We start from the raw sequence: 25025 nt of genomic DNA, 5'->3' as shown, positions 1-25025 counted from the left end.
GGAAATGAGCTATTCTGATTTTAAATAAGTATTTATCCGTTCTATTTTCTTACAAAAGATATGTAATCTGTATTAATTGGATCAAATCCATTCTTTCTCATTGCTGCAGCTATCTGAGCTCTATGATAGGTCCCATGATTAAAAATATGTAGTATAATATCGCCGAAAAGATTTTCAAATTGATCATTTTTTGTCGTTAAATAGGAGATATTAAGCATTTCAGACGCATCATATTCTCGAATTTTTTTTTCAAGACCATCCGAAGATAAGTTATGGTATTTTTCACATTCCATGATGGTATGTTCATCCCATACACCTAAATTAGATTTTTCACCATTTAATCTACTTAACCAAATCATCTGTGCATTTACGATATGACTCAAAAGTTTTATAGCAGATGAAGGTATTTTTTCAATCTGAGGTTTTATAGCATTTATTATTGATTTATTGGCCCAATCATTGTATAACCACAATTGTTTAATCGGATGTGACATCTTGTAATAATTCTTTAGGTTAAATATTAAATATAAGTAAGAATTTGTGAAATTTAATAAGAATTTCAATTTGTATTCGTAAAGATTTAAAAATATAGCTTATGCTTCTATTATTATGGATGAATACAGTTAGCAATAAAATGGATGATTGCTCAAAAAGATCGCCGATTCTTATCCTGTTATTAGGATTTTTTATGTCGATATTGTTCCTATTTGCTACTATACAAACATTAATAGCTAGTGAATGTTATCATTATCATACCTCAAAATCCTATCAAATAATCGTTAAGAATAATGGTGTTTATTACCAGTTCACAGAAAGGGATCCTAATGGGTTTAGCTATGCTAGGCAAGTAATCATACCGATAAAAGGTATAGACAAAGAAAGCTATAAATCTATAGGGGAAGATGAAGGTACTTTGATGTTTTCTGATAAGAATGGTTTTTATATGTTGAGTAAGCGAGAACCATCTGATGATAAGGAAGTGATCTATTCAAAAGTTTTAGGACCAAATATCAATCAAAAACATATAAATGGTAGATTATATTTCATTGATGGAAAATGGGTCTATATGGACGGATGGGGAAATAATATAACAAAAGTAGAGTTAACCGAGTTACCCCGAAACCTCGTTAACGTAAAATGCTACAGTTATAGTATGTATGTGAAAAATGAGAATAAGGTTTTTGTGGTCAGTATTGATTTAAATTCAGATAAGAAATATACGTGGTCTGAAATACCACATCTAAATCCTGAAAATTTAATTTATTATTCTTGCAATCAACTTAAGAACGAGGATTATATAGCAGATGAAAATCACATGTTCTGTATTAGAAAAGAGGGTAGTTTTGCTGATGTTACTCCTCAATTAATGGCATTAGGAGTTAAAAATTATAATTCTTTAAAACTTATCAATGCTGACATCCCCATGTGGCAAAAAGAACGATATATACTTAAAAAACGTGATGGTGCATCTGTTTCAAGCAAAGACCCATTAACAGGGAAAGATATCGATGTTGAATATAGCTATTCAGGATTTAAACCTTTAATTCCAGCTTATGGGAATATAAATTATACATTGTATGCAAATAAAATTTATCCCATTTGGGATGATAATTTTAGTCAAGCTTATACTGTTAAGACTGATGCAGCAAAATTAAAAGCAATTCAGGATAAATTATTGCAGGGTAGTGATTTTTATTATTTTGAAGATGCTAACAATTTTAAGATTATCAGTACCAATATTTCTGCAGATGCAAAGTTTTTTCCTGAGGTATACAGTTACAATAGCTATTTACCCAAGGCGTTGGTTGATGAAAATTACATCTATTTTATTGCTGATCAGTTTAAAACTCATTTAGACAACAAAAAGCGATTAACTAGTCAAATTGTAAAACAACTTGGTACATTTTATCTTTTTAACAATTCTCTTTTCGATGGTAAAAAAAGTTATCCCATTATTGCTGATTATGCAAGTATTAGTTATTTGGGTTCATATGTGGAAGTGTTGAACGCATGTTCTGGCGATATGCCAAATAGCGAACAGGTATCAGTGAAATACCATCATTTTTTTAAGGATAAAAATAAGGTATTTTATTTTGACGAACAAAAGGAGCATTTGCAAATTATACAGACGGCAGATCCCAGAGATTATATTTATGATGATTATTTGGGGATGAAAACATTATATAAAATTAAGGATCTACGGGGACGTATGTCTATTAGTTCAAGTCCTCAAGTAAATTATTATTGGTTTGGGGGAATAGCTACAGTTCTTTTAGGTGTGATTGCCTATGTATTAAAAAAACGTTCATAATTGAACATGAATAGGTCAATATTTATAAATTATAGTTGTATTTATATAATGATGAGGTACACTACAAATTTATGAGTTTTAACTTAACTCTATAAACGGGAACTCTTCGAACAATATGAATTTAGAGGAGTATATTTCTTTCAAATTTTACCAATTAATAGCAAAACCAGTGGCTGCTGAGTAAAATCTATAGTTGGATATATATTACGGATGATAACTTTGCACTCATCAGTAGAATAACCTGTATCTAATCGAGCAATATACTCATTGATATTATCGATGTTGATATAAGTAATGGATATTATACGCCCAATACCTTTTTCAACACCATTTAACGTAATTTGAAATAATTCACCAAGCTTATATTTTTCGTTTGGCAACCGCAATGTTGTAAAAGCTGTACAATCTAATTTATTATTCCAATTCGTTGAAAAGTTTAATTGATCCATAAATGTGTATCTAGTTGAAACAAAAATAAGGATTAACTTTTATAAGAAATACATGGATTGTATGGATCAAAAAAGGCTACATTTACTTTAATAACTTTGAATTCACTCTTTTGAATCTCTATTTAATAGATAATATCCTAAGTTAGGGAGGAGGAGAATGTTAATTATTGTATAATTAAGTATATTTGCTGAAACTGTCTATAATAAAATTTAATGCAAAAAAATAGAGTAGGGCTTATTGGTAGTGGGAGTTGGGCTACAGCGATGATTAAAATGCTGGGTGACAACGTTGTCGAGAAGGATATTTATTGGTGGGTCCGTAAACAAGAAGATGTTGACTATATCAAAGAGCATAAAAAAAATCCAAGTTATTTAAGTGCCGTTGAAGTAAAGTTAGATACTGATCATATTTCAACCCATGCACGTGAAATTATTCAGAGATCGAATATTATTATTTTAAACACACCAGCAGCATATCTTAAAGCAGCGCTAGAGGGTGTCACAAAATCTGATTTTGAAGGCAAAATTATCGTGTCTGCTATAAAAGGTATTGTTCCTGACGAGAATTTAATTATCGGAGACTATCTCCAGCAAGTATACGATGTGCCATTAGATCATATTTTAGTAGTCGGTGGACCTTGTCATGCAGAAGAAGTCTCCTTGGAGAAATTATCATATTTGACTTTTGGATCTAAATCCGAAGAAAATGCCAAATGGGTCGCTTCATTGTTAGCATGTAGGTACATCAAAACCATTATTTCCGATGATGTTTATGGTATTGAATATGGAGCTGTTTTGAAAAATATTTACGCTTTGGCTGGTGGAATTTGTCATTCTTTAGGGTATGGCGATAATTTTCAAGCGGTCCTGATTTCAAATGCAATCCGGGAGATGGAGACTTATGTAGAAACGATCGATCCAAACCCGCTTCGTGATATCAATAAATCAGCTTATTTAGGAGATCTATTGGTCACGGCCTATTCTCAGTTCAGTAGAAATAGAACTTTTGGAGCAATGATCGGTAAAGGCTACAGCGTTCAGTCTGCTCAACTTGAGATGAATATGGTCGCCGAGGGATATTATGCCTCTGCTTGTATACAACATTATATGCATAAGCATCAAATAGAACTGCCGATTTGTGAAGCCGTTTATCAGATCTTATATCAGCACAAATCTGCCACAACAATCATTAGCCAATTGGCCGAAAAATTAAGTTAGTCCAATATGATCGATAGATTAAAAATAGCTGAAACCTACAAAATAATTCAAGATGAGATATGTCAAGCACTTGAAAAGTTAGATGGAACAGCAAAGTTTGAAGAAGAAATTTGGGAACGTGAGGGTGGCGGCGGCGGTCGTACAAGAATTATTCAAAATGGCAATATCATTGAAAAAGGAGGGGTCAACTTTTCTGCAGTTCATGGTAAATTGCCCGAACAGATCAAAAAATCATTTGGTGTAGAGGAAGATGAATTCTTTGCGACGGGCGTATCCATAGTAATTCACCCTAACAATCCCTTCGTACCGATTATTCATATGAATATTCGTTATTTTGAATTAAATGAAGAGATTCGCTGGTTTGGTGGAGGTATTGACTTAACACCACATTATGTTATTGAAGAAGATGCCCAATTTTTTCATCAGCAGATGAAAAATGTATGCGACTTACATCATTCTGATTTCTATACAGATTTTAAGAAATGGGCGGATGACTATTTCTATGTTCGCCATAGGCAGGAAACTAGAGGGATAGGAGGTGTATTTTATGATAAGTTAACGCCTGAAAAAACAGGGTTGACATTTGAAGAAATTTTCCTATATTCTTGTGATTTAGGACGCACATTTGCACCTACTTATACAGAGATAGTCAATAGAAATCGTCATAAAGATTATAACGATAACCATAAAAACTGGCAATATCTCCGAAGAGGTCGATATGTTGAATTTAACTTGGTTTGGGATTCTGGAACTAAATTTGGTTTAGAAACCAACGGTCGTATTGAATCGATTTTAATGAGTTTGCCGCCACAAGCTAACTGGGCATATGATTTTCAACCAGAAGCAGGTTCAGAAGAAGCTAAAACTCTTTCTTTGTTGAGGAAGGATATCAATTGGATACAATAAATTAATCTAAATAACCTGAATGGTTTCTTATCAGAAATTTGAACTCGAAAATGGTCTTCGTGTGCTTGTTCATGAAGACAATAACACAGCAATGGCCTGTGTAAATATATTATATGATGTTGGTGCACGAGATGAATCTCCAGATCAAACGGGATTTGCACATCTATTTGAACATCTGATGTTCGGAGGGTCTGTTCATATTCCAGATTACGATACCCCTCTGCAACGAGTGGGTGGAGAAAATAATGCGTTCACCAGTAATGATATTACGAATTACTACATTACATTACCTTCTTCTAATCTAGAGACAGCATTGTGGTTAGAATCAGATCGCATGTTGAGCCTTTCCTTTTCGGAACAAAGCTTAGAGACACAAAGAAGTGTTGTTAGTGAGGAGTTTAAGCAGCGTTACCTCAACCAGCCGTATGGTGATGTATGGTTGAAATTAAGGCCTTTGGCGTATCAAGTACATCCGTACAGGTGGGCGACTATTGGTAAAGAACTCAAACATATTGAAGATGCAAAAATGGAAGATGTGAAAGCATTTTTTAAAAAGCATTATACTCCTCAGAATGCAATAATGGTTATTGCGGGCGATGTCCAATTTGAGGAAATCAAAAAATTGGTTTCAAAATGGTTTTCTGATATCCCTGCAGGAAATAAATATCATAGAAATATACCACAAGAGCCCAAGCAGCTGAGCGAGCGTCGAGAAACAGTCGTAGCAGACGTTCCATTAGACGCTTTATTTATGTCATTTCACGCACCTGCACGAATGGACGAAAATTACCACGCAATGGACTTGGTGTCGGATTTGCTTTCTAGAGGATCTTCTTCAAGACTTTATCGTCGATTAGTCAAAGAACAAGAGTTATTCAGTGAAATTAATGCTTATGTTATGGGGAGTATCGACCCCAATCTATTCTTAATAGAGGGAAAACCATCCAATGGGATTACACTAGAAGAAGCTGAGGCAGCCATCTGGAAAGAACTTGATATTTTGAAATCAATTGAAGTGCCTGCTGAAGAGCTGGAAAAAGTAAAAAATAAAATTGAATCCACACATGTTTTTGCCGAGCTGTCTATCCTAGATAAAGCAATGAACTTAGCTTACTACGAGTTATTAGGTGATGCTAATGAACTTAATCATGAAACAGCTAAATACTTAGCGGTGCAACCTGAGGCTATTCAGCAGCAAGCAAGAGAAATTTTTAGAAAAGAAAACGCAACCATATTGTATTATAAAGCAAAGGAGGCCGCAAATGCTGAATAGAGCAATAGCCCCACCAACCAATCCAATCGGTGATATTCATTTAAAAAAACCACAGGTATTAAAATTTAAAAATGGACTACCTGTCTATGTTTTTCATTCTCCAGATCAAGAGTTGGTACGTATTGAATGGATTTTTAATAATGTATTTAATGAACATGAAAATCCACTTTTAAACAGTGCGCTCAGTGCTTTATTAAAAGAAGGAACAATAAATTACAATAGTGCTGAAATTGCTGATAAAGTTGATTTTTATGGTGCTTTCTTAATGCCAGAATATGGATTTGATATCACCTCATTAACATTATATACATTAAATAAGCATAGCGCTGTTCTATTACCGTTAATTAAGGAAATCCTGACGGTATCTACTTTACCGCAAAAAGAGCTGGATACATACCTAAGAAATAATAAGCAGAAATTGCAAGTTTCTCTTCAGAAAAATGATTTCTTAGCGAGAAGAGCATATTATAATCATGTTTTCGGAACCGAAAATCGCTACGGAAAAACGCCTACATTAGTGGATTATGATTTGATTTCTAGAGATGCATTAATTGATTTATATCATCAGCAATTTACGCCATCTAATTGTAGATTAATTGTTTCAGGTAATGTTTCTGAAGCTTTACTTGAAGAGTTAAGTCAGCAATTTGGTGAAGATTGGACTTCCATGAAAACCACTTCTTTAGTGGCTCCGACGTTAAAGGCAGATACTGGACATTTGATTTATGAAGAAAAAGCTGATGCTTTGCAATCAGCAATTCGTATCGGTATGCCGAGCATCAATCGTAATCATGTGGACTATCCAGCTTTACAATTTGTCAATACGTTACTTGGCGGCTTTTTTGGATCAAGATTGATGCGTAATATTAGGGAAGAAAAAGGATATACCTATAGTATCGGATCAGCAGTTGGTACATTGATGTATGGTGGCTTTATGACTATTGCTACTGAGGTCGGCGTAGATGTCACCGATGCCACCCTGATTGAAATAGAAAAAGAAATTGAAATCTTGAGGACAGAGCATGCACCCTTAGAAGAGCTAGAACTGGTGAAAAATTATTTATCAGGATCCATGTTGGGATCTTTGGAAAGTATTTTTTCACATGCCGATAAATTTAAGAATGTACTACTTTCAAATATGGAATTATCGTATTACGATCACTATATGAAAGAAATCAATGCAATGACTCCTGAGAAAGTAAAAGAAATAGCGGAACGATATTTTGATTATAATAAGATGATCAAAATTGTCATTGGAAAGATGAAAACAATGGAATTAGTCTCTAAATTGTAATTATAGGCTTTCAATAAATAAAAAATCATTCATACTTTGTATTTTTGTTGTATACAATGATGTATGGAACAATTTAATAAATAAAATTCGTAATGGAATTGAAACTCAAGAAACCTTTAGCATTCTTTGATTTAGAGACTACAGGAATCAATATCTCGGCAGACAGAATTGTTGAAATATCAATATTAAAAGTGTTGCCAAATGGGGAGGAACAAGTGTATACGAAGCGGATCAATCCCCTTATACCTATTCCTGCTGAATCATCCATGTTCCATGGTATATATGATGACGATATTATAGACGCGCCAACATTTCAACAAATAAGCGAAGAAGTTGCAGCATTTATTGGCGACGCAGATCTAGCGGGTTATAACTCAAATAAGTTTGATATTCCGATGCTCATGGAGGAGTTTTTGCGTTCAGGAGTTAATTTTTCATTAGAAAATCGTGTTTTTGTTGACGTTCAAAATATTTTCCATCAAATGGAACAGCGTACTTTGAAAGCTGCATATAAATTCTATTGCAGTGAAAGTTTGGAAAATGCACATAATGCTGAAGCAGACGTAAGAGCCACGTATGAAGTTTTAAAAGCACAGTTAAAGAAATATGACGGAGCTGTATATGAAGATAAACATGGTAAGCAATCTGTACCCGTTGTCAATGATGTGCAAGCATTGTCCGAGTTTACCAATATGACAAAGCCAGTTGATTTTGCAGGACGTATTGTTTACAATGAAGATGGGGTCGAAGTGATTAATTTCGGTAAACATAAAGGCAGACCTGTCACGGATGTATTTGATGTTGAGCCGAGTTATTACGCTTGGATGCAGAACGGTGATTTCCCATTATATACCAAGAAATGCTTAGAGACGATCTGGAATAAGCATAGAGCGGCTAAAAAGGCAACGAAATCAACAGAACCTATTCACGCGGCTGAAGATAAAAAACAGGCTAAAAAAGAATTTCAAAAACAAGAAAATAAGAGCCAGCCAACAGCGATCACCAATGATATGTTAGCAAGTCTAAAAAATAAATTTGGTTAGGTCAAGTGGTTAGCTAATTAGAAAATAAGATTTTATAAAATAATATTATGTCTCAAGAAATAGAACACCTACAGTGTTTAATAATTGGTTCAGGACCCGCAGGATATACGGCAGCTATTTATGCAGCCCGTGCTGATATGAAACCGGTTATATATACAGGGATGGTACCAGGGGGTCAATTGACTCAGACAACTGAAGTTGATAATTTTCCTGGATACCCTAAAGGAATTACAGGTCCAATCATGATGGAAGATCTAAGGATGCAGGCAGAACGATTTGGTACAGATGTCCGTTTTGGATATGCGACCAAAGTTGATTTTTCTGGTCCAGTGCATCAGGTTGAGATTGATGGTATCAAAACAGTAACTGCTGATACTGTGATCATCGCTACTGGAGCTACTGCAAAATGGTTGGGATTGGATAGTGAGCAAAAGTATAACGGTTTTGGTGTATCTGCTTGTGCAGTATGTGACGGTTTTTTCTTTAAAAACCAAGAAGTTGCTATTGTAGGTGCAGGTGATACAGCCGCCGAAGAAGCTACTTATTTGGCAAAATTATGTTCTAAGGTACATATGTTGGTACGTCGTGATGAATTTAGAGCTTCTAAAGCAATGGTTCACCGTGTGATGAATACTCCCAACATTGAAGTGCATTATAACTCGGAAACGAAGGAAATCTTAGGTGATGGTCAAGTGGTAACAGGTGTTCGTGTTTTAAATAACAAAGATCAATCTGAAAAAGTGCTGGATGTAACAGGTTTTTTTGTTGCTATTGGGCATAAGCCAAATACAGAACTTTTCAACGGTATCTTGGACATGGATGAAACGGGTTATTTAATCACTCAACCCAATACTACGGCAACCAATATTCCAGGTGTATTTGCCTGCGGAGATGTACAGGATAATGTATATCGCCAAGCAATTACGGCTGCGGGAACAGGTTGTATGGCCGCTTTGGAAGCAGAACGTTATCTGGCAGCTAAAGAAGATGTTGCGTAATCGTGTTAACAATAAAAAGGCTAGCGATATCAATTTCGCTAGCCTTTCTTCTGCTATTTCAAACAGATTATAATAATTTCTGTTTATCCTTTTGCTTCTTCCATTTCAAAAACAGAATCGATTTTCCAACAAGATTTATCTTTAGAGGCTTTTACCGCCAATTGGTCACATCGTTCATTGAGCGGATGACCAGCATGACCCTTTACCCACACCAATTTTACCTGATGTAGTTTGTAAACCTGCATCAATCTAATCCAAAGATCTTTATTTTTTTTACCAGCAAATCCCTTTTGAATCCAGCCATACACCCATTTTTTATCGATGGCGTCAATGACATATTTGGAATCGGAATATACCGTAACCTGTTGATTTAAGTTTTTTAAAGCTTCTAGACCAACAATTACTGCCATTAGCTCCATTCGATTATTGGTGGTCTTGCGGTAGCCACCAGAGAATTCTTTTTCAATTAATTTCCCCTTATACGCTTCGTTATCACCCGTATAAATTGTTCTTAATATTGTGCCATAGCCACCTGGTCCTGGATTACCGCTTGAAGCGCCATCCGTATATAATTCAATCATCCATACAAAGATAAATTATTAAGCCAAAATAGCGACTTTAAGTTTGAATTGCATGAATATATTTCTTACTTTTCCCCTTTTAAAACCTAATATTTCAATTAGTAGACATGATTCGAAAGAAGTCAATCCTAGCTGTGTTTTTTATAGCGCTTTCAAGCTATAACGTTTTTGCACAAGAAACTAAAAATAATGAAGAAAAGAAAAAGATGGAATGGTTTGAAGATGCAAAACTAGGCATTTTTATCCACTGGGGAATTTATTCAGTGAGAGGAATTTCTGAATCTTGGGCTTTTTTCAATAACTATATCAGTCATGAAAATTACATGAAGCAATTGGCTGGTTTTACAGCCAACCAATATCAACCGGAAGAATGGGCAAAATTGATTCAGGAATCGGGAGCGAAGTATTCGGTCATAACAACACGTCATCATGATGGGGTCTCGCTTTGGGATAGCAAGTCGAATAATGCGATTACCACAGCTAAAGATGCTGCTGCTAAAAAGGATGTTTTGACTCCCTTTGTGACCGCACTTCAGAAAAAAGGTCTTAAAACCGGTTTATATTACTCCTTGCCAGATTGGAGTCATCCTGACTATGATGTCAATACGAGAATAAAAAAACGTTATAACGTAGGCGATGATGCCAATCGTTGGAATAAGTTTGTGAATTACTATCAGGGACAGTTAGCAGAATTGTCTAAAGCATATAAGCCAGATTTAATTTGGTTTGATGGCGATTGGGAACACAACGATCAGGAGTGGCGTGCAAAAGAAACATTGACGCAATTGCGCAAGTATAATCCCAATATCATCATCAATTCCAGACTGAATCAACACGGTGACTATGATACTCCAGAGCAGGGTATTCCGGTTGTAAAACCTGAAGCACGCTACTGGGAACTCTGCTATACCATGAATGATTCGTGGGGATATCAGCATTTTGACCATCATTATAAAACACCAAACATGATCGTCCGTACTTTGGTAGATTGTATTTCAATGGGCGGAAATCTTTTATTGGATATTGGCCCTAAAGCTGATGGGACAATTCCTACAGAACAGGTGCAGATCTTGAAAGAATTAGGAAGATGGACTTCTAAACACAAGGACGCTATTTATGGTACCCGAGCAGGAGTTCAATCTCGGTTTTGGAATGATAAAAATGCTTTTTCTAAAGATGGAAAAACATTATACATCTACTTGGATAATGTCAAAGATAAATTAGTTTTACAAGGTCTGAAAACTAAACCTACTTCAATTAAATTTGTTGGAAATTCAGACAAAATAGATTATCAGTATGATGATTATACGTTAGAATTAAATCTACCGACAGCTAATTTCGATCCAGCTGTAACTGTTGTAGCCATTACCTTTAATGAGAAGCCAGCTATTGATTTGGAAAGAAAAGAAGTGAGTTATACTGCTTATGAAATTGCTGGCCAAAATCAAGCAGCGCATGCCATTGCAACAATTAGTAAAGCTACTGCCATGGGATCCAATTTGTTTAAAGACAAAATCAGTGCAGACGGCGATATACTAGATAAAAACTTAAAATTTGCATCTGCCGATATGAAAGAGTGGGTAGCAAAAAATGCTGAAATTTTACATGATGCTGAAGCTGGAATTCCTGATGGACATTACGCTGGACTAAGTGCGCTATCTAAAGATAAGCAGACACTTTATCTTTTCGTTGAAGGAACTCCAACAGGTCCTATTGCATTAAAAGGGCTTAAGAATACCATTGCACGTATACGTATAGTAGGCGAAGGTTCTATGATCGGTCATGATATATTCAATAAACTGTACTGGAGTTCGACTCCAGGTATTGTTTATATGGACGTTCCTAAAGAACGGGTGGATAAAAACATGACAGTAATTGCTGTTTTATTGGATAAACCAATTGAATTGTATCGAGAGCACGTAGGAGCTATTGAAAGTAATTTATAAATTTGTAAAGAGGCAATTAAAATTGCCTCTTTTTTTATGATTATGAAATATATTTTAACACTGTTACCCTTGTCACTGCTACTTTCCTGTAATCACGGAAACGGAAATGAAACGCAAAAGCAACGTGCCGATTCACTTGCTCGGGAAGTGCTAGAGCAACGCATGGATATTAGAGATCTCGCTAATTCGGATCATTTTATGTACTATGAGGATACCGAAGCTCAAAATACAACAGATATAAAGAAACTCGCTGGAGTTGAAAAAATAAAGGCTAAGGTAGTTGCTTATCGCATCTATAAAAATCTTAGTTTGGAAAATAATCGTTACATTTTTAAGGCCAAATCTCCCTTAGAACTGCATATACCGAATAAGATTTTTGTGAGTTTTGAAAGAGCATTTATAACGTCCAATAATAATGTCATCAGCAGTAAAGACTCCATTAAATTGCAATTGCCCACAAATTTCCAAGATTCGGTCTTAACTTGGTAGTAGATAATGAAGATATGAAGAAGAAAATCATTGTATTTACCGGAGCTGGTATCTCAGCAGAAAGTGGTATTAAGACATTTAGAGATGCGGATGGATTGTGGGAGGGGCATGATGTAGATGACGTTGCTAGTATTGATGGCTGGTACCGTAATCCCAAACTCGTTCAAGATTTTTATAACATGCGGCGACAAGTCGCTATGCAGGCTAAACCTAATGCTGCGCATGAAGCTCTGGTCGCATTGGGTAAGTCGTTTGATGTACAGATTGTGACGCAAAATGTGGATACATTACATGAACGGGCAGGTTCTGATCATGTGCTTCATTTGCATGGAAGATTAGATCAAGCTTGCTCATCAAAAGATAAAAGGCTAATCTATCCAATCGACGGTTATGAGATCAAAATGGGTGACTTATGTGAAAAAGGTTCCCAATTAAGACCTAATATAGTATGGTTCGGTGAGGCAGTTCCGAATATGGAACCAGCCATCGAAATGGCACGAGAGGCCGACATTATGATTGTTATCGGCACCTCTTTGGCGGTATATCCAGCTGCTGGATTAGTTGATGTAATAGCACCTACATGCGATTTGTATGTTGTTGATAAACAGATTAACACATCGCGGATACCCAAACGGGCAAGTACTATAGAAAGTGCTGCATCGGAAGCAGTTCCCTATCTGGTTGCTCAGCTAATAGAGCGATATGCTACTTTGTAAGCAATTCATTACGCTAACGTTTTCGTCATTTGCACAATCGTTTGCATCCTAGATATTCCCTGAGATCATGTGCAAGAAGCATATATTTAGATTTTATAAATCGAATTAATACGTTTTTCTTTCTGACCACATCTCGAGACAATCAAGGCGTAGTCGTGACAGGGTTAATAAAATTTTATGATCACAAAAAAACTTGGCAAAGCAGCAGCATTTATCGTCTTGTTTACGATTAGCTCCAGTGTTACGAAAGCACAGTTATCTCTAATTCCGAAGCCAGATTTTATAGAGATGACGGAAGGGTCGTATTTCTTTCCTTCATCTGGTAAAATACAGATTGGAGATAAGACTTTTGATACGGTTGGTCAGTATCTTCAAAAGCAGCTTTTATCAAAATTTGGTTATACAGGACTTATCCATCATGATAAAAAACAGATTTCAGCAATTCAATTTGTTCGTAAGCAACATCTTGAAAGTGAAGAATATGAAATTAAGACAGCGGGCAGTACGCTAATTATTTATGCAAGCTCTCCTGCAGGAGCTACCCATGCCGTCAGTTCGCTTTTGCAAGCATTTAGCTTTGGAAATAAATCTGCGTCTGGAATCACTATTCCTGCTTTTGAAATCAAAGATAAACCAGCATATCCGTGGCGAGGTTTTATGTTAGATGAATCACGTCACTTTTTTGGAAAGGAGAAGGTGAAATCCATCTTAGATTGGATGGCATTTTATAAACTCAATAAGTTCCACTGGCACTTGACTGATGAACCCGCTTGGCGATTAGAAATCCAAAAATATCCTCTATTAACATTGGTCGGTGGTATTGGCTCCCAGACTGATCCATATGCTCCCGCGGCCTATTATACGCAGGCAGACATTACAGAGATTGTAGCTTATGCACAAGAAAGGAACATCGAAGTCATCCCAGAAATCGATATGCCGGGCCATGCCACAGCGGCTAATCGGGCTTACCCGCAACTGAGTGGTGGTGGAAATGAAAAACATCCGGATTTTACTTTTCATCCGGCTAAAGATATAACGTATTCTTTTTTAACTCAGGTATTGCGTGAAACGAAAGCGCTGTTTCCATCGGCGGTAATACATTTAGGCGGAGATGAAGTATCCTTTGGTAGTGAAACATGGAATTCAGATACCCACGTGCAGGATTTGAAGCAGAAGCATGATCTAAATGATAACAAAGCGGTAGAAAATTACTTTATGCGTCGCATGGCAGATTCGCTAAAAACAATGGATGCCACTTTACTAGCATGGGATGAGATGGTAGATGCCGATTTATCAAAAGAGAAAACGATACTCATGTGGTGGCGACATGATAAACCCGAGCAGTTGAAAGCCATATTAAAGGCTGGCTATAAAACAATACTGACACCAAGATTACCACTTTATTTTGATTTTGTACAGGAAGAATCGCATAAATATGGGCGAAAATGGGGAAAACTGTACAATCCTTTAGAAAATGTTTATAATTTTTCTCCAGATCATTATGCTTCGTTGACGACCGAGAAAAATCAGATTTTAGGTATTCAGGGAAATTTATGGACGGAAACCGTTATCAATACCAATAGATTAGACTATTTAACTTTTCCACGATTGGCCGCTCTGGCGGAGGTCGGTTGGACGAAAAGTTCAAATAAAAATTACGTGCAATTTTCAGAATCATTGAAAAAACATTTGAATTTGTATCGTGAAGCAAATTTGTACTACTACGATCCATTTACAAATGCACATCCTGAACCGGTGGTGATAAAAAAGACACAACGCGTTTATATTGATAATCCTGAATAACCAATTAAATATGAATAACTTATTAAGCAGATCTATACTTGCTGTGGCATTGTTAGCTGGAGCCAATTCTCTACAGGCACAATGGACCGGACCAAAAATTAAATCAACAGAAATCAAAGAAATTAAGTATGGACCATTGTCACCTGCCAATCGTACAGATGAGGCAATGGTTGCATTCCGCAATTATGGATTAGGTCAATTTATACATTGGGGGCTATATGCAATACCAGGGAATGAATGGGAAGGAGTGAGTGCACGTGGAGGTGCGGCAGCATCTGAATGGATCCGTTCATGGAGAGGACCATCAGCCCCTAAAGATTGGGTGAATACATACGACAACCTTTACAAACAATTTAATCCCAAAGATTTTGACGCAAAGCGTTGGGCAAAGCAAGCAAAAGACATGGGAGCGAAGTACGTGATTTTTACGACAAAGCACCATGATGGTTTCGCGATGTGGCCAACCAAATATTCGCCTTATAATATCAGTAAGACACCCTATAAAAAAGATATTGTGAAAGAGGTTGTAGATGCCTATACCGCAGTAGGTATCGATGTGTACCTTTATTTCTCTGTATTGGAATGGAACAATCCAGATTATATGGGCAAAGAACCAATAACGGCAGAGGAAAAGAAAAAGTTTGATAAATTCTTGAAATATACTAGAAATCAATTACTGGAGTTGATGACCAATTATCCACAGATGAAAGGATTTTGGTTTGACGGTACTTGGGATCAGTCTTGGATAAAGTCTTATGATTTTACTTACAATCTTGAAAAAGAACTTCGGGAAAAACATCCTGGTCTTATCATTGGCTCCCGTTTCCGAAATGATGAATTTGGGAAACGTCATTTTGATTCCAATGGTCAGATGTTGGGTGATTATGAACAAGGCTGGGAGCGTAAATTGCCGGGAGATATCACTTGGTTAGAGGGGCGCGATTGGGATTGTGTGATGACGATTCCACCAAACGGTTGGGGATATATGAAAGATTGGTCGGGTATTTATACCAAAACCACCGATGATATTATCGATATGCTGACCTATTCAGCATCCCTAAGTGGTAATTTTGTTTTAAATTTCGGGCCAGATGGCCAGGGAAATATGCATCCTGAGGAAGATAAAATAGCAAAAGAGCTTGGTGAGTGGATGAAAATAAATGGTGAAGCGATCTATGGAGCCAAACATGCAGGAATGACCAATTCTAAACTGGGGTACTTCACTAAAAAAGCAGATAACTTATACCTCACTGTTTTCAACAGGCCCGTCAATCATATTGTCCGGATATCTGTACCCAAGGCAGCGACAGAGGTTCCTGTGTCTGCCACGTTATTAGCTAATGGACAAATGTTAGAGGTGCGTCATTCGGATCTTGGTATTGATCTCGATAAAAATACCTATTATGATGTGCTATTGCCGAAAAGTTTCCAGTCGGATAGAGCCTTTGTCATTAAAATGAAAACGGGTGCACCTAAAATAAAAGCGGAGAAGCTAATGGATGCTAAGATGTAAAATATAGTTTGAAACAGTTTGAAAAGCCAAAACAATGATTTTGGTTTTTTTTTGTTATTTTTAGAAATCAATTCATGTACCGAAAATGTTCAAAATATTAGTTACCATTTTTACTTGTACTGTTTTATTGTCATGCAACAATAGCAACAAAAATCAAGGATCGACTTCTCAACAATCAGAAACAGGAAATAGCGAAACAGGAAAAAATCAACAGGTCGTGCTGGATTCTACTGAGGCAAAAAGAATATTGGCATTGCCATTACATTGCCTTGAACAGGAGTATCCAAATAAACTGGGTCAGGTCATCGGATCTGCTCAGGATCTGAAATCACCAAAACAATTACATCCCATTTTTTACGGTTGTTTTGATTGGCATTCATCCGTTCATGGCTATTGGTCTATCGTTAAAATATTGAAAACTTTCCCTAACCTCAGTGAAAGTAAACAGGCGAGACTGATCCTGAATGATAAGATAACCAAAACGAATGTTGATCAGGAAATTGCTTTCTTCCTGGACAGTAATAATACAAGCTTCGAACGCACCTATGGATGGGCGTGGCTCTTGCAGCTGCAGGCAGAGTTGTTGACTTGGAATGATCCTGAAGGGAAACAGTGGGCCACAGCGCTACAGCCTTTGGCAGATCTGCTTGTAAAACGTTATGAAGGGTATTTACCTAAACTTGTTTATCCGATCCGTTCGGGACAGCATGATAATACCGCTTTTGGATTTAGTTTATCAATGGATTATGCAAAGGTAACGCAAGATAACGCTTTTGAAAATTTAATTACACAACATGCAAAGCGCCTTTTTATAAACGATAAATCTTGCTCTCTGGCATTTGAGCCAAGTGGTAGCGACTTTCTTTCTCCTTGTTTAGAAGAGGCATTATTGATGACAAAAGTTTTAAATGATGACGAATATAAAAAATGGTTAACAGACTTTATGCCCGATTTATTTGTGAAAGAATTTAAGTTAGAGCCGGGTATTGTTAAAGACCGTACGGATGGCAAGCTTGTTCATTTAGATGGATTGAATTTTAGCCGTGCAACTTGTCTTAATGGCATCGCTACTAAACTACCGGAACTAAATCATTTACATCAACAGGCAAATAACCATTTGGCTTACTCATTGCCTAATATCAGCAATGACTACTATATGGGCTCACATTGGTTAGGAACATTTGCGCTTTATGCCATAACACATCAGTAAGTTTGTGATCAAGTTTATTTTTTCGATTATAATCGCATTGAGCATAATCAGTTCATGTACCCCAATTTCTTTAAATAAGAAGGAGAGAGCAGCTGATAGCCTACACACTTCCGATACGTTTAAATTTAATGGATACTCGGCTACAATAAAAAATAAAGATTAAGTCAAGCAATGAACAGCCCTGATATTGTCATTTTAACTTAAAATATGACATCTTGTCTCAAATTGACTGTTTGGAATATAGATTGATGTTTAACTGTGAAATCAATTAGCAATTAAATATAAAATATATATGAACACAGAAAAAGGATCTATTTCAATCCACACGGAAAACATTTTTCCTGTCATTAAAAAATTCTTATACTCTGATAATGAGATCTTCTTACGCGAGTTAGTTTCAAACGCGGTGGATGCTTCTCAAAAAATAAAACGCTTAGCTTCATTAGGTCAATACCAAGGTGAAGTAGGTGATTTATTAGTTGATGTAAAACTTGATGAAGCGGCAAAAACGATCACCATTTCGGATAATGGTATCGGTATGACTGCTGAAGAGATTAAGAAATACATCAATCAAGTTGCTTTTTCAGGTGCAACTGAATTTATGGAAAAATTCAAAGAAGCAAATGATGCAAATGAAATCATCGGTCGATTTGGATTAGGTTTCTATTCCGCATTTATGGTTGCTGATAACGTTGAAATCGAAACGTTATCTTACCAAGATGGGGCAGAGGCTGCGCACTGGACATGTGATGGTAGTACTTCGTATGAAATTTCTGCAGGTACACGTACGACACGTGGTACTGACATCATTTTACACATTAATGAAGAGTCTTCAGAATTCCTAAGCCAATCGCGCTTACAGGAGATCTTGGACAAATATGCGCGCTTCCTTCCTGTAAATATCCGCTTCGGAACGAAAACAACGTCTGAGCCAGATGGAGAAGATGAAGAAGGAAAACCAAAATATAAATCTGTTGAAGTTGATAACATCATCAACAACACAAGCCCAGCTTGGACAAAAGCTCCATCTGAACTGACAGATGCCGACTATTTGGCTTTCTATAAAGAGTTGTATCCATATTCAATGGACGAACCATTATTCTGGATCCATTTAAATGTGGATTATCCATTTAATTTAACCGGAATTTTATACTTCCCGAAAATTAAAAATGAATTAGAAATTCAACGTAATAAAATTAAATTATACTCACGTCAAGTATTCATTACCGACGAAGTAAAAGATATTGTTCCTGAATTTTTAATGTTGTTACATGGTGTAATTGACTCACCGGATATCCCATTAAACGTTTCAAGAAGCTTCTTACAAGCAGATAGTAACGTGAAAAAGATCAACAACTATATCACTAAAAAAGTAGCTGATAAGTTGCAGGAAATCTTTAAAACAGATCGTAAAGGTTTTGAAGAAAAATGGAATGATATCGGTCTTTTTATCAAATATGGTATGTTGAGCGATGAGAAATTTGCTGAAAAGGCAAATGAATTCTGTCTATTGACCAATACTGATAAAGAAAACTATACGATTAAAGAGTATTTTGAGAAAGTAAAAGATATTCAGGTTGATAAAGACGGTAATATCATCTATCTCTATACCCACGATGCGGCACAACAAGATAGCTTTATTTCAAGTGCAAAGACAAAAGGTTATGATGTACTGGTATTAGATGGTCCACTGGATACTCATATTACTTCCTATTTGGAACAAAAAGGTGGCGAGAAGGCACAGTTGAAGCGTGTAGATGCAGATGTTATCGATAAGTTGATTCAAAAAGATGAGAAACAGGAATTGTCAATTTCTGAAGATGAATCTAAACAGGCATTATCGATCTTTGAAAAAGCTATTAGCCGTCCGGACATGAAAGTTGAAGTGGATGCTTTATCTGCTGAGGAATTACCTGTATCAGTAACGATCGATGAGTTTATGCGTCGTATGAAAGATATGGCAAAAACGAACGGCGGTATGAACTTTTACGGCAACTTACCTGACAACTATAAGGTAACCGTAAATGGTAACCATCCACTGGTGAAACGCATTTTATCAAGTACTGAAGAAGAAGGTGCGCAATTGGCAAAACAAGCGTTTGACTTAGCTTTATTATCTCGCGGTTTGTTAACAGGTGCTGCTTTAACGTCATTTGTGAAACGCAGTGTTGAGATGATCTAATAAAAATTAAAAAATAATGCCTTAATCCTCATTACGATACGTTGTAATGAGGATTTTTTGCTTAAAAACATTTGGAGTATATCAAATAAAATTCTACTTTTGTAGCACAAACACGGTAGATGTAGCTCAGTTGGTTAGAGCATCGGTTTGTGGTACCGAGGGTCGTGGGTTCGAGCCCCATCATTTACCCAAAAGGCGAAAGAGTTTTCTTTCGCCTTTTTCTTTTATCCATATTTTATCTTTACAGCAACAATACTATCTTTTATAATTTTAATGAGGAAATCTTCATGAATATCGGACAACTTTTTAACATAGATACAGGCCTTGCTCATTTTGAATTTTCCTAATTTTTTAAGATCAAGATCTATATCATTTTCACAAATGTATAGATATAAAGAAATGGCGCTTTTACGTGGTGAAAATCCGGCCAAAGGTGCGTTTCCTTCATGGCCACTTGCATACTTGTAGTGGTACGAACCAAAACCAATAATACTGGGTCCCCATAGTACGGCAGGTTCACCAGTGATCTCTTCCATAATTTGGATGAGTCTATCACTATCTTTTCTTTTCTGCTCATCTGGTATTTGTGCAATGAAATCCTGAACTGAATCCGAAGTTGCAACAGTTTTATTGTTTGCCATAATTAAAGAATGGGAGTGAGCTTATAGCCTTTAGCCGCTAATAGGTTTAAAAGACCATTTTTTCCAACTAAATGTCCTGCTCCAACAGCAAATAGATGGGAAGATGCTGACATTTTCGATGGAATTTTATTCATCCAATTGATATTACGTTTAGTCAAGAAGTTTGCTAGATCTTCTTTAGACATATAACTATTATCATAAATAATTGTTTCCAGCTCTTTTAAATTCTCGGTTTGATAAGCGGTTACCATTTTTTTTGATATTGCTGGCATCTCATCAATTTTGTTTAAATATTCCAATAAATCAGATGCTTTAAACATATTGTTTAACATATCCATTTGAAATTTTAATGTTTCGAGATTATCTATCTTTTTATTTGAAGCTGTTGCCAGGGCTTGGATATCTGTTTCCATTGTTTTCACTTTTCTAGGATCTGAGCACTCTAAAGATTTTAAACTTAAAAGGGATATAAATACAGCTGGTGACATCATATCGAGCATTTGAATAGACAGTTGTTGTGAGGTGAGGATGCTATCCATTTGAGTGAGTTCAGCTTTGGTCATACCTTTAAGGAAATTGCTGTCAGGTTTCATCATTTCAGGGATGATGGGTTTATTTTCTTCTGAACCAATATTAATTTCAAAGGTTATCACATCAACTTTGGGGATCAGATTTTTGATTTTATCCTTTAACAGATAGTCTTCTTCACACATCAGATGCATCGTACCTAATAGGTAGGAGTCTTTGGCCAAACCATTTCCTGATATTTTCCAAAGAATGGCATTTTCTTGTGCACGAACTGTAAATGTAGCGACAATAAAGGCTATGATAGCCATGAGTGATAACTTTTTCATATATGTTTATAATGTATAGTATATCATTAGTATCTAAGACCCATCATATGTTACAGATTTTTTGTCATTATAAAGGCTTTATGATTGATCAATCATAAAGCCTTTATAATGATATGCTTTTACTGTTGCAGTACGAGTAGTTACGTCAGAGCACAGCGGTATTAAACGAGTATCGTATCGATCGCTATTTGGGAAAGAAGTATTTTATGGATTGGACAAGCATTGGCTATAGCTACAATACGAGTGTGTTGTTTTTCATCTAGTTTACCTTCAAAACTTATTTTTCTTACAAATTTTGTTGTGCTCTTATCTTCAGATTGTTCAATCATTACGTCCACCTGAAAAGAGTTGACTGTCCATTCTTTATGGTCAGCATACATTTTCAACGTAATGGCAGTACAAGAGGCCAATGAAGCAGCCAGGAGTTCCTGTGGTTGAAAACCTAGATCAAGCCCACCTTTATCAAGAGGTTCATCAACAACAATACTGTTCTTTCCTGCAATTACAGATGTTTTATATTTATCTGTACCAATGGATGCTTTTACGATATTCATGATGTTTTTTTTGTTAGATAAAATTCTGGAAGCGGTATATAGCCAGTTTCATTAGCAACAGGAGGAAATTTTTTGTCAATCCAATCTTGCTTGGCTTGCTCTAATCTTTCTTTAGATGAACTTACAAAATTCCAAAGGATATACCGCTCTTCTGGAAAAGGCTCACCTCCAAAAATGTAAATTGTGGTGTCTTCACCAATTTCAAATTCGCACAATTGCGCATCTTTTGCTATCAGAAGTTGTTTTGATTCAAAAGTTGTTCCTGCATCAGTGATTGTACCTGATAAGATATAAAGTCCTGATTCACCATATAGGTCTTTTCCAATACTAACTTTTGCTTTATTTTTTGATTTAATTTCAATGAAATAAAGCTTACTGTATACGGAGACCGGAGACTTTTTACCAAAGGCTTCGCCTGCGATCAACCTAAAGTTGACACCTTGGTCATCTTCCCAATGAGGTAGATCTTCAGCATTTGTATGTTCAAAAGAAGGTTCACATTCTTCGAGCTCTTTTGGTAGAGCAACCCAAATTTGCAAACCATGTAAAAATTTGTCGGTATGTCTAAGGTATTCAGGAGTGCGCTCTGAATGAGTTACACCTTTACCTGCAGTCATCCAGTTGACAGCACCAGGTTTTATTTCCATCTCTGTACCTAAACTATCGCGATGCATGATCGCCCCCTCAAAAAGATAAGTTAATGTCGACAATCCAATGTGAGGATGAGGACCGACATCTAGATTTTCATATTCATTTAATGCTGCAGGCCCCATATGATCTATAAAAGAAAAGGGACCTACCATTCTTTTTTGACGAAATGGTAATAATCGACCAACCATAAAATTACCGATATCTGCGGCACGTTCTTCTATAATGATACCAATGTTTGACATGTTAAGCTATTTAAATGTTACTATATGGAACAGTTATCCAGTATTTTAGTTTTGGTATTTTCATGATTATACCTGATTAAAATATTCCATCTGTATCTATATGGATGAAGATAAGGTAACTGAACCTGTTGATTATAATGCTAAAGATAAGTACTTGTTTTATTTTTAGCATTGATCTAGATTAAGAAAATGATGGATCTGTAAATTATGGCTTATTTTTAATGATGATTAACATATATCGTTAGAGCGTAGCGTGATTTACGTAAACTTTCCTATTGCATTTGGAGCATTTTAAGTACTTCAAGTACAATAGAAAAGCTGATATATTGCTGATTAAAGTTGTATTATTTTTTGGATATTTATTTCCTTTAAAAAATAATCATCATGAGATACGATCAATAAGGTACCTTGATACGTTTTGATTGCTTCAGTTAATATTTCTATATTTTGGATATCCAAGTTATTGGTAGGTTCATCCATAACAATCATGTCTGGAGCTAAGTTGCGAATGGTTAAACAACATAGACATAGTCGCATTTTTTCGCCACCACTTAATGCCCGACATCGCTTATCCCATGATTCTTTTCCAAATAAGAATCGATTTAATCTAATTTTGATTTCATGTTCCAGTAGTCCTGTATCATTAAATTGTTGCACTTGATCATAGATCGTTAGGTCATTATTGATGATGGAATAATCTTGATCGATATATATCGATATATGGGGAAAACGATATACCTCACCTGTAAACTTCGGCGTGTTGTTTAAAAGGATCTGTATAAGTGTACTTTTTCCAGCACCATTTTCACCTTTTATTGCGATACGTTCAGCACTGCTAATCTGAAAGTTTAAATCTTCTTGCCATAGCAATTTATCATGAATTTGACGGTTAAGAGAATTAATTTTATAAAGGATTTTGCCAGTATGTAAGGTTGAATCTGTTAATCCAAATTTTATTTTATCAATATCAGGAATTTCCTTTCTTAAAGTTTGTAATTCTTTTGATAAGCCTGTACTTTTTTCACTATGGATATCTTTTAATTTAGCAGTACTTTTTTCAGCATTATTCCGCAAGGTATTCATCATAATTCTCGAGACACCTTCTTTTTGTTGCTTTGCTTTTCCTCGAGTATCAAGTTTCTGTTGGCGTTCTAATGTTCGACGTGCATTAACCTTGGTCTTTCGTAGCTCTTTTTCGAGATGCTTTACATCTGATTGGAGCGCATCTTGTATGATTTTTTTTTCTTCAAGATAGAAATCATAATCTCCCATATAGCCGGTCAATCCGGTTGCATTCATCTCGTACATAAATTCAAGCTGATTTAATAACGAGCGATCATGGCTCACAATGACAATCGAACATGTGGAAGTCTGTATATATTGATATAATAAAGAACGACTTATACTGTCTAATTGATTGCTCGGCTCATCTAAGAGAATCAATTTTGGTTGATGAATGTTGATACCCGCCAAAAAAACCTTTGTCTTTTGTCCGCCACTTAAAGATGATAATTTTTGACCGAGATCTATATCGGTCAACATCCAATAATTCAGAGCCTGCTGACAGCGGTCCTCTATATTCCAATCATCCTCAAGAGCAGTAAAATTATCTTCAGTCACGTTACCAGCCAGTATTTCTTGGAGAGCTGTTAATTTTGATTCTATTTTTAAAACCTGAGCAACAGATAAATGATTGTACTGCCCAAATATTTGAGGAACATAGTATAGGCTGCCATCGGTGCTTATATGTCCGTCAGCGGGTTGTAATTCACCTGCAATGATCTTTAATAAAGTGGATTTCCCAACTCCGTTATTACCGATTAGAGCAATTTTTTGATGATCGTGTAAACTCAGATTAATATTTTGAAATAAAAGATCTTTGTTTGGATGTATATATGAAATGTTTTCTAGAATAAGCATAATTTCTTTTTAAAGCATGAATGATAGTGAGGCATGAGTATGCGATCACGTTTAATATTTTGCAAAAAGAAATTATTTATTACATGGATATGTTTGCGATTAATTGTGCCACAAAACTAATGAAAATTGCAATGATATAAAAATAGCTTTATTCTTTTTATGTTTATTGTATAAAATATTTTGAATTGATATTACTTATCTGTAGTCAAGTATACTAAAGACTTGAAATTT

At 35.8% G+C, this 25025-nt stretch carries 22 protein-coding genes and 1 tRNA gene; 15 read left to right on the top strand and 8 right to left on the bottom strand.

Features of this window, described 5'->3' with window-relative positions; all coding sequences use genetic code 11:
- Positions 1 to 41 precede the first annotated feature (41 nt).
- Positions 42 to 494, bottom strand: a complete 453-nt coding sequence (locus MUB18_RS16130) for a DinB family protein (RefSeq protein WP_248753842.1) — start codon at positions 492 to 494, stop codon at positions 42 to 44.
- A gap of 101 nt (positions 495 to 595) precedes the next feature.
- Here MUB18_RS16130 and MUB18_RS16125 point away from each other — a divergent pair, with 101 nt between their 5' ends.
- Positions 596 to 2311: a hypothetical protein gene (locus tag MUB18_RS16125; protein WP_248753841.1), complete on the top strand. Its 1716-nt coding sequence runs from the start codon at positions 596 to 598 to the stop codon at positions 2309 to 2311.
- A gap of 140 nt (positions 2312 to 2451) precedes the next feature.
- On the opposite strand, the gene MUB18_RS16120 is transcribed toward MUB18_RS16125, so the two are convergent.
- Positions 2452 to 2760 (bottom strand): hypothetical protein, encoded by a 309-nt coding sequence (locus MUB18_RS16120; RefSeq protein ID WP_108159777.1) that lies wholly within the window; start codon positions 2758 to 2760, stop codon positions 2452 to 2454.
- 213 nt (positions 2761 to 2973) lie between these two features.
- Here MUB18_RS16120 and MUB18_RS16115 point away from each other — a divergent pair, with 213 nt between their 5' ends.
- The 6 genes from MUB18_RS16115 to trxB all read left to right on the top strand — a co-directional run bounded on the left by MUB18_RS16115 (position 2974) and on the right by trxB (position 9492).
- Positions 2974 to 3978, top strand: coding sequence for an NAD(P)H-dependent glycerol-3-phosphate dehydrogenase (locus tag MUB18_RS16115; RefSeq protein WP_248753840.1), 1005 nt, complete (start codon positions 2974 to 2976; stop codon positions 3976 to 3978).
- Positions 3979 to 3984: 6 nt separating this feature from the next.
- Positions 3985 to 4884, top strand: a complete 900-nt coding sequence (gene hemF / locus MUB18_RS16110; RefSeq protein WP_248753839.1) for an oxygen-dependent coproporphyrinogen oxidase — start codon at positions 3985 to 3987, stop codon at positions 4882 to 4884.
- Between the two features lie 19 nt (positions 4885 to 4903).
- Entirely contained in the window at positions 4904 to 6157 is a 1254-nt protein-coding gene (locus tag MUB18_RS16105) for a M16 family metallopeptidase (RefSeq protein ID WP_248753838.1), read from the top strand.
- Positions 6147 to 7451, top strand: coding sequence for a M16 family metallopeptidase (locus MUB18_RS16100; protein ID WP_045756305.1), 1305 nt, complete (start codon positions 6147 to 6149; stop codon positions 7449 to 7451). The genes MUB18_RS16105 and MUB18_RS16100 overlap by 11 nt, the downstream gene beginning before the upstream one ends.
- 92 nt (positions 7452 to 7543) lie before the next feature.
- Positions 7544 to 8494 (top strand): 3'-5' exonuclease, encoded by a 951-nt coding sequence (locus MUB18_RS16095; protein WP_248753837.1) that lies wholly within the window; start codon positions 7544 to 7546, stop codon positions 8492 to 8494.
- 47 nt (positions 8495 to 8541) lie between these two features.
- Positions 8542 to 9492 (top strand): thioredoxin-disulfide reductase, encoded by a 951-nt coding sequence (gene trxB, locus MUB18_RS16090; protein ID WP_021190301.1) that lies wholly within the window; start codon positions 8542 to 8544, stop codon positions 9490 to 9492.
- 83 nt (positions 9493 to 9575) lie between these two features.
- Here trxB and rnhA read toward each other — a convergent pair whose 3' ends face one another.
- A complete protein-coding gene (gene rnhA, locus MUB18_RS16085) occupies positions 9576 to 10073 on the bottom strand; it encodes a ribonuclease HI (protein WP_108159772.1) in 498 nt (165 codons plus the stop codon).
- Between the two features lie 107 nt (positions 10074 to 10180).
- Between rnhA and MUB18_RS16080 the strand changes: the two genes are divergently transcribed.
- From MUB18_RS16080 to MUB18_RS16045, 8 genes are all read left to right on the top strand, one after another.
- Complete coding sequence (locus MUB18_RS16080; protein WP_248753836.1) at positions 10181 to 12019, top strand: alpha-L-fucosidase; 1839 nt, start codon at positions 10181 to 10183, stop codon at positions 12017 to 12019.
- A gap of 42 nt (positions 12020 to 12061) precedes the next feature.
- A complete protein-coding gene (locus MUB18_RS16075) occupies positions 12062 to 12508 on the top strand; it encodes a hypothetical protein (protein ID WP_248753835.1) in 447 nt (148 codons plus the stop codon).
- 14 nt (positions 12509 to 12522) lie between these two features.
- Complete coding sequence (locus tag MUB18_RS16070; protein ID WP_094771946.1) at positions 12523 to 13224, top strand: SIR2 family NAD-dependent protein deacylase; 702 nt, start codon at positions 12523 to 12525, stop codon at positions 13222 to 13224.
- 177 nt (positions 13225 to 13401) lie between these two features.
- On the top strand, positions 13402 to 15027 hold the full coding sequence (locus MUB18_RS16065; protein WP_248753834.1) for a beta-N-acetylhexosaminidase: 1626 nt from the start codon (positions 13402 to 13404) through the stop codon (positions 15025 to 15027).
- Between the two features lie 10 nt (positions 15028 to 15037).
- On the top strand, positions 15038 to 16540 hold the full coding sequence (locus MUB18_RS16060) for an alpha-L-fucosidase (protein WP_248753833.1): 1503 nt from the start codon (positions 15038 to 15040) through the stop codon (positions 16538 to 16540).
- 85 nt (positions 16541 to 16625) lie between these two features.
- Positions 16626 to 17750, top strand: a complete 1125-nt coding sequence (locus MUB18_RS16055; RefSeq protein WP_248753832.1) for a DUF2891 domain-containing protein — start codon at positions 16626 to 16628, stop codon at positions 17748 to 17750.
- Between the two features lie 292 nt (positions 17751 to 18042).
- Positions 18043 to 19932 carry a molecular chaperone HtpG gene (gene htpG, locus MUB18_RS16050; protein WP_248753831.1) on the top strand — a complete coding sequence of 630 codons (1890 nt, stop codon included), beginning with the start codon at positions 18043 to 18045 and terminating at the stop codon, positions 19930 to 19932.
- A gap of 115 nt (positions 19933 to 20047) precedes the next feature.
- Positions 20048 to 20121: transfer RNA gene (locus MUB18_RS16045), tRNA-His, on the top strand.
- A 35-nt stretch (positions 20122 to 20156) separates the two neighbouring features.
- On the opposite strand, the gene MUB18_RS16040 is transcribed toward MUB18_RS16045, so the two are convergent.
- From MUB18_RS16040 to MUB18_RS16020, 5 genes are all read right to left on the bottom strand, one after another.
- Complete coding sequence (locus tag MUB18_RS16040; protein ID WP_248753830.1) at positions 20157 to 20573, bottom strand: DUF1801 domain-containing protein; 417 nt, start codon at positions 20571 to 20573, stop codon at positions 20157 to 20159.
- Positions 20574 to 20575: 2 nt separating this feature from the next.
- Positions 20576 to 21427: a TraB/GumN family protein gene (locus tag MUB18_RS16035; RefSeq protein WP_248753829.1), complete on the bottom strand. Its 852-nt coding sequence runs from the start codon at positions 21425 to 21427 to the stop codon at positions 20576 to 20578.
- Positions 21428 to 21588: 161 nt separating this feature from the next.
- Complete coding sequence (locus tag MUB18_RS16030; protein ID WP_248753828.1) at positions 21589 to 21981, bottom strand: OsmC family protein; 393 nt, start codon at positions 21979 to 21981, stop codon at positions 21589 to 21591.
- A complete protein-coding gene (locus MUB18_RS16025) occupies positions 21978 to 22874 on the bottom strand; it encodes a pirin family protein (RefSeq protein WP_045752199.1) in 897 nt (298 codons plus the stop codon). Before MUB18_RS16025 ends, MUB18_RS16030 begins: the two co-directional genes overlap by 4 nt.
- Before the next feature lie 333 nt (positions 22875 to 23207).
- Positions 23208 to 24794, bottom strand: a complete 1587-nt coding sequence (locus MUB18_RS16020; protein ID WP_248753827.1) for an ABC-F family ATP-binding cassette domain-containing protein — start codon at positions 24792 to 24794, stop codon at positions 23208 to 23210.
- Positions 24795 to 25025: the final 231 nt, after the last annotated feature.

The organism is Sphingobacterium sp. PCS056, assembly GCF_023273895.1.
Lineage (GTDB): Bacteria > Bacteroidota > Bacteroidia > Sphingobacteriales > Sphingobacteriaceae > Sphingobacterium.
The sequence above is the reverse complement of the archived record's forward strand: the minus strand, read 5'-3'. Positions and strand labels throughout refer to the sequence as shown.

What these genes read in the sequence shown, in the direction of transcription:
- MUB18_RS16100 (WP_045756305.1), top strand. Translation starts at nt 6,147, where the DNA reads ATGCTGAATAGAGCAATAGCCCCACCAACCAATCCAATCGGTGATATT.
- MUB18_RS16120 (WP_108159777.1), bottom strand. Translation starts at nt 2,760, where the DNA reads ATGGATCAATTAAACTTTTCAACGAATTGGAATAATAAATTAGATTGT.
- MUB18_RS16020 (WP_248753827.1), bottom strand. Translation starts at nt 24,794, where the DNA reads ATGCTTATTCTAGAAAACATTTCATATATACATCCAAACAAAGATCTT.
- rnhA (WP_108159772.1), bottom strand. Translation starts at nt 10,073, where the DNA reads ATGATTGAATTATATACGGATGGCGCTTCAAGCGGTAATCCAGGACCA.
- htpG (WP_248753831.1), top strand. Translation starts at nt 18,043, where the DNA reads ATGAACACAGAAAAAGGATCTATTTCAATCCACACGGAAAACATTTTT.
- MUB18_RS16065 (WP_248753834.1), top strand. Translation starts at nt 13,402, where the DNA reads ATGATCACAAAAAAACTTGGCAAAGCAGCAGCATTTATCGTCTTGTTT.
- MUB18_RS16075 (WP_248753835.1), top strand. Translation starts at nt 12,062, where the DNA reads ATGAAATATATTTTAACACTGTTACCCTTGTCACTGCTACTTTCCTGT.
- MUB18_RS16130 (WP_248753842.1), bottom strand. Translation starts at nt 494, where the DNA reads ATGTCACATCCGATTAAACAATTGTGGTTATACAATGATTGGGCCAAT.
- MUB18_RS16115 (WP_248753840.1), top strand. Translation starts at nt 2,974, where the DNA reads ATGCAAAAAAATAGAGTAGGGCTTATTGGTAGTGGGAGTTGGGCTACA.
- MUB18_RS16080 (WP_248753836.1), top strand. Translation starts at nt 10,181, where the DNA reads ATGATTCGAAAGAAGTCAATCCTAGCTGTGTTTTTTATAGCGCTTTCA.
- MUB18_RS16040 (WP_248753830.1), bottom strand. Translation starts at nt 20,573, where the DNA reads ATGGCAAACAATAAAACTGTTGCAACTTCGGATTCAGTTCAGGATTTC.
- MUB18_RS16125 (WP_248753841.1), top strand. Translation starts at nt 596, where the DNA reads ATGCTTCTATTATTATGGATGAATACAGTTAGCAATAAAATGGATGAT.
- MUB18_RS16070 (WP_094771946.1), top strand. Translation starts at nt 12,523, where the DNA reads ATGAAGAAGAAAATCATTGTATTTACCGGAGCTGGTATCTCAGCAGAA.
- MUB18_RS16035 (WP_248753829.1), bottom strand. Translation starts at nt 21,427, where the DNA reads ATGAAAAAGTTATCACTCATGGCTATCATAGCCTTTATTGTCGCTACA.
- hemF (WP_248753839.1), top strand. Translation starts at nt 3,985, where the DNA reads ATGATCGATAGATTAAAAATAGCTGAAACCTACAAAATAATTCAAGAT.
- MUB18_RS16060 (WP_248753833.1), top strand. Translation starts at nt 15,038, where the DNA reads ATGAATAACTTATTAAGCAGATCTATACTTGCTGTGGCATTGTTAGCT.
- MUB18_RS16095 (WP_248753837.1), top strand. Translation starts at nt 7,544, where the DNA reads ATGGAATTGAAACTCAAGAAACCTTTAGCATTCTTTGATTTAGAGACT.
- MUB18_RS16105 (WP_248753838.1), top strand. Translation starts at nt 4,904, where the DNA reads ATGGTTTCTTATCAGAAATTTGAACTCGAAAATGGTCTTCGTGTGCTT.
- trxB (WP_021190301.1), top strand. Translation starts at nt 8,542, where the DNA reads ATGTCTCAAGAAATAGAACACCTACAGTGTTTAATAATTGGTTCAGGA.
- MUB18_RS16055 (WP_248753832.1), top strand. Translation starts at nt 16,626, where the DNA reads ATGTTCAAAATATTAGTTACCATTTTTACTTGTACTGTTTTATTGTCA.
- MUB18_RS16025 (WP_045752199.1), bottom strand. Translation starts at nt 22,874, where the DNA reads ATGTCAAACATTGGTATCATTATAGAAGAACGTGCCGCAGATATCGGT.
- MUB18_RS16030 (WP_248753828.1), bottom strand. Translation starts at nt 21,981, where the DNA reads ATGAATATCGTAAAAGCATCCATTGGTACAGATAAATATAAAACATCT.